Annotated in this window: 5 protein-coding genes and 1 pseudogene; all 6 read left to right on the forward strand. The window is 66.8% G+C overall.

What is annotated here, in order from left to right:
• Window positions 1-592, forward strand: a 592-nt coding sequence (locus tag AB4Y84_RS14890) for an MFS transporter (RefSeq protein WP_442250356.1), incomplete at its 5' end; no start/stop codon positions are given.
• 96 nt (window positions 593-688) lie between these two features.
• Window positions 689-1,903, forward strand: a complete 1,215-nt coding sequence (locus tag AB4Y84_RS14895) for a coproporphyrinogen III oxidase (RefSeq protein ID WP_100436422.1) — start codon at window positions 689-691, stop codon at window positions 1,901-1,903.
• Between the two features lie 11 nt (window positions 1,904-1,914).
• Window positions 1,915-2,691, forward strand: a complete 777-nt coding sequence (locus AB4Y84_RS14900) for a helix-turn-helix domain-containing protein (protein ID WP_442250357.1) — start codon at window positions 1,915-1,917, stop codon at window positions 2,689-2,691.
• Between the two features lie 20 nt (window positions 2,692-2,711).
• On the forward strand, window positions 2,712-3,455 hold the full coding sequence (modA, locus tag AB4Y84_RS14905) for a molybdate ABC transporter substrate-binding protein (protein ID WP_442244851.1): 744 nt from the start codon (window positions 2,712-2,714) through the stop codon (window positions 3,453-3,455).
• Between the two features lie 3 nt (window positions 3,456-3,458).
• Entirely contained in the window at window positions 3,459-4,142 is a 684-nt protein-coding gene (gene modB / locus AB4Y84_RS14910) for a molybdate ABC transporter permease subunit (RefSeq protein WP_442244850.1), read from the forward strand.
• Window positions 4,132-4,222 (forward strand): annotated as a pseudogene (locus tag AB4Y84_RS14915) (ABC transporter ATP-binding protein); the annotation flags it as partial. The gene modB and the pseudogene AB4Y84_RS14915, both read left to right, overlap by 11 nt.

Here is a 4,222-nt window from a genome sequence, read left to right on the forward strand (position 1 = left end):
GTACGGCATGGACGTCGGCACCGCCGGCATGCTGGCAGCCTGCTATTCGATTCCGGCCAGCCTGTTCCGCGTGGTGGGTGGCTGGATGTCGGACCGGATGGGCGCACGCCGGGTGATGTACTGGACGTTCAGCGTCTCGGCCATCTGCACCTTTCTGCTGGCCTATCCCGATACCGAGTACGTGGTGAAGGGCATCCATGGTCCGATCCACTTCCACCTGGCCATCGGCGTGGTGATGTTCACCGTGCTGGTGTTCGTGCTGGGGTTCTTCATGTCGCTGGGCAAGGCTGCGGTCTACAAGCACATCCCGGTGTATTACCCCCGGCACGTAGGTGCGGTGGGCGGCGTGGTGGGCATGATCGGCGGCCTCGGCGGTTTCATCCTGCCGATCGTGTTCGGTGCATTGAACGATGCGCTGGGTATCTGGAGCAGCTGTTTCATGCTGCTGTTCGTGGTGGTGTCCGCTGCCCTGGCGTGGATGCACTTCGCGATCCGCCGGATGGAGCGTCGACACTTCCCGCAGATCGCTCGGGAGACCGATCTGCCGGAGGCCATCGATGCGGCTGCCGCGGAACGGGCACGCGGCACGTGAATGGCAGTGCCGGCCGCTGGCCGGCACCTCAGCGCAATACGTCACGCTTGATTTCAATCAGGGCTACGCGAAGAGGAACGCGCGAGGATGACAGCCATGAGCTTCCACGTTGATGCGAGCGAGGACACAGCGCTGCAGGCCGCATTGCTGCGGCAGCCGCGCCATGTGCTGTTTCCACCGGCCGGCCATTTCAGTGCCGGCTTCGGTGAAAGCGGCTGGCGTACTGCCGTGCAGGCCAGCAACGAGCACCTGATTCCACGTGGCCTGACGCTGGGCTTCCAGACCGGGCGCATGGGGCCCGATGTGCCGGCCGAACGCTATCTCGACACATTGCTGGCCGGGTTGCGCCTGCAGGCAGATGCCTTGGCCGAGGACCGCGAGGTAGTGGCGATGGTGCTGCAGCTGGGTCTGGCCGAGGCACTGCCGCCGGTTCTGCTGGGGCAGCTGCTGGATGCAGTGCCGCAGTACCTGCGCACCGTGGCCCGGCCGCAGGTGGAGGCACGGCTGGATGCCGGCAGCGGCTTGTCGCCTGCACAATTACGTGCAGTGGGTTGCACGCGACTGAACGTGATCGACCGCGCCGATGCGCCTGGCCCGGCAGTGCTGGCGCAGGCGCGCGATGCCGGCTTCACTGCCCGCTACTACCAGCTGCGTGTGCCCGCTGCGGAGGATGCCGGATTCATCGGGCGCCTGCAGACCGTGCTGGCAGATGCGCCCGAACGCGTGCTGTTGCCGGCGCCGTGTGCGCTGCCAGAGCATCCCTCATCGGAACGCTGGCTGCAGGCATGGCGATTGCTGCGCGAGGCAGGCTATGTGGGTATCGGCGGCGACCATTACCAACGCGGGGACCTGCCGGACCCGAACGGCCCGGGTGACGGCCAGCGTCATTGCGATCTGGCAGGCGTGCCCCGCCGCGATCGCAGCGATTTCATCGGCATCGGCCTGGCGGCGTGCAGCCAGATTGGCGAGGTGTTCTGCCGGACGGAGGATGACCTGGAGCGCTGGCAGGCTCGCCTGCGGGCAGGGCATGTGGGCGTGGCCGCTGGCCTGATCCTGTCGGAGGAGGAGCGGCTGGCTGCGGAGGTCGCGCAGAGCATCGCCTGCGATCATGCGCTGGATGCTGCTGCCTTCGAATGGCGCAATGATGTTCCGTTCGATGAATGCTTTGCCGAGACCCTGCCTGCACTCGCACCGCTGCTCGCGCGGGGCTGGGCGCGCTGGGACGGCCGCGTGCTTCGCCTGGCCGAGGAAGGGCGGTTGCTGTGGCGTATGATGGCCGCATGTTTCCGGCCGGCGGCCGCCATCGCTTGAGTGCTGTCCCGATGTCTTCAACTCCGCCCTCACAGGCCCGGCCCGGCCGGACCACGCCGAATCCTGCCGCCGCCGATGRTGGCGACGCGCTGCATTTCTGCAGCACCTGTGCCTTCTCCGATGCATGCATGTCGCAGGGCTATGACAAGACGGCGCTGGGCGAACTGCATGTGCTGGTCGACCACGTGGGGCCGTTCCATGCGGGTGATTACATCTTCCGTGCGGGTGAGGCCTTCGATTCCATCGCCGCTGTGCGCGCAGGCATGGTCAAGACCTTCGTCGACGACAGCCAGGGCAACGAGCAGGTGCTGGGCTTTGCTCTGCCGGGCGAGGTGATCGGGCTCAATGCGATTCACGGTTCGCGCTTCCCCTGCAATGCGGTGGCACTGGATACGGTGCACCTGTGCCGCATTTCGTTCCCCAAGCTGAGCCTGCTGGCCACCCGCATGCCAGGGCTGCAGGCCAAGCTGTTCAGCCTGCTCAGCGCGGAGATCGGCAAGGTCGCCACGCTGGCGGCCAATCACCGCACCGAGGAGCGGATGGCAGCGTTCCTGCTGGATATGTCGGCGCGTTACGCGCGGCGTGGTTTTTCCGCGACCCGCTTCAACCTGACCATGGCCCGCACCGAGATCGCCAATTATCTGCGGATGGCGCCGGAGACGGCCAGTCGCGTGCTGCGGCGGTTGAGCGATGATGGCGTGATTGCGGTGAAGCAGCGCGAAATCCTGCTGCTGCAACCTGACCGGCTGGCGGCACTGGCCGTGGCCGATGAAAACGAACCCGATTGAACCTTGCCAGGGAGCCGACGATGAAGCGATGGGTACTGGTATTTCTGGGTCTTCTGGCCACGTTGCCTGCGTGGGCTGGCAACCTCACCGTGTCGGCGGCATCCAGCCTTACCGAGAGCTTCCGCGAGCTGGGCGCAGCCTATGAGAAGGCGAACCCGGGCAGCAGGGTCGACTTCAACTTTGCCGCTTCCGGCGTACTGCTGCAGCAGATCGCGCGCGGCGCACCGGTGGATGTGTTCGCTTCGGCCGATGAGGCAACGATGGATCAGGCCGCGCAGCAGAAGCTGCTGGTGGCGGGTACGCGCGAGGTCTTCGCGGTGAACGCGTTGTGGGTGGTCGTGCCACCGCGGGCGAAGGCGCCGCCGCGCGCACTGGCCGATCTGGCGGGTGCCGGCGTGCAGCGCATCGCACTGGGCAACCCGGACAGCGTACCGGTGGGCCGCTACGCGCAGGGGGCGTTGCAGGCCGCCAAGCTGTGGCCGGCCGTGCAGGGCAAGGTGATCAGTACGCAGAACGTGCGGCAGTCGCTGGATTACGTTGCGCGGGGCGAGGTGGATGCGGGCTTTGTCTACGCCACCGACGCGCAGGCAATGCCTGATCGCGTGCGGCGCGCGTTCGAGGTTCCGGTTGCCGGACGCATCACCTATCCGCTGGCGGTGGTGCAGGCCAGCACGCAGCCGGTGGAAGCCAGGCGCTTCGCGGCGTTCGTGCGCTCGGCGCAGGGCCAGACGATCCTGCACAAGCACGGGTTCGGCAAGCCCTGACGGATGGACCTGGACTGGAGCGCACTGGGATTGTCGTTGAAGGTGGCCGGCTGGGCCACGGCGATCAATCTTGTTGCCGGCGTGGCGCTTGGCGCGCTGTTGGCGCGACGGCGCTTTCCCGGTCGGGAACTGCTGGATTCGATACTGACCCTGCCGATGGTGCTGCCGCCGACGGTGCTGGGCTATTACCTGCTGGTGCTGATCGGGCGCAATGGCCCGATCGGCGCCTGGTTGCAGTCGTGGTTCGGCATCAATCTGGTGTTTACCTGGCAGGCGGCGGTGATCGCTGCTGCGGTGGCGTCGTTTCCGCTGGTGTTCAAGCCAGCACGCGCTGCATTCGAGGAAGTGGACGGTCAGTTGGAGCAGGCCGCGCGCACGCTGGGCGTGTCCGAAGCGGCGGTGTTCTTCCGCATCACCCTGCCGCTGGCATGGCGCGGGATTCTGGCGGGCCTGYTGCTGGCGTTCGCACGGGCGATGGGTGAGTTCGGCGCCACGCTGATGGTGGCCGGCAGCATTCCGGGCCGCACGCAGACTTTGTCGATCGCCATCTATGAAGCGGTGCAGGCGGGGCAGGATGGCAGGGCCAATGCGCTGGTGATCCTGACGTCGGTCGTGTGCATCGTGATCCTGCTGCTGGCCGCGCGGCTGGTGGGCGGGCGCCGTCGGGAGCTGCGCGATGTGGCTTGACCTAAAGGTGCAGCGGCGATTGCAGGCGTCCGGCCAGACGTTCGAGCTGGACGTTGCACTGCAGTGCACGCAGCGGCAGG

It is taken from the genome of Stenotrophomonas sp. 2YAF22 (genome assembly GCF_052114665.1).
GTDB classification, from domain to species: Bacteria; Pseudomonadota; Gammaproteobacteria; order Xanthomonadales; family Xanthomonadaceae; genus Stenotrophomonas; species Stenotrophomonas indicatrix.

Coding starts and splice junctions, on each gene's coding strand:
- AB4Y84_RS14895 (WP_100436422.1), top strand. CDS start 689: ATGAGCTTCCACGTTGATGCGAGCGAGGACACAGCGCTGCAGGCCGCA.
- modA (WP_442244851.1), top strand. CDS start 2,712: ATGAAGCGATGGGTACTGGTATTTCTGGGTCTTCTGGCCACGTTGCCT.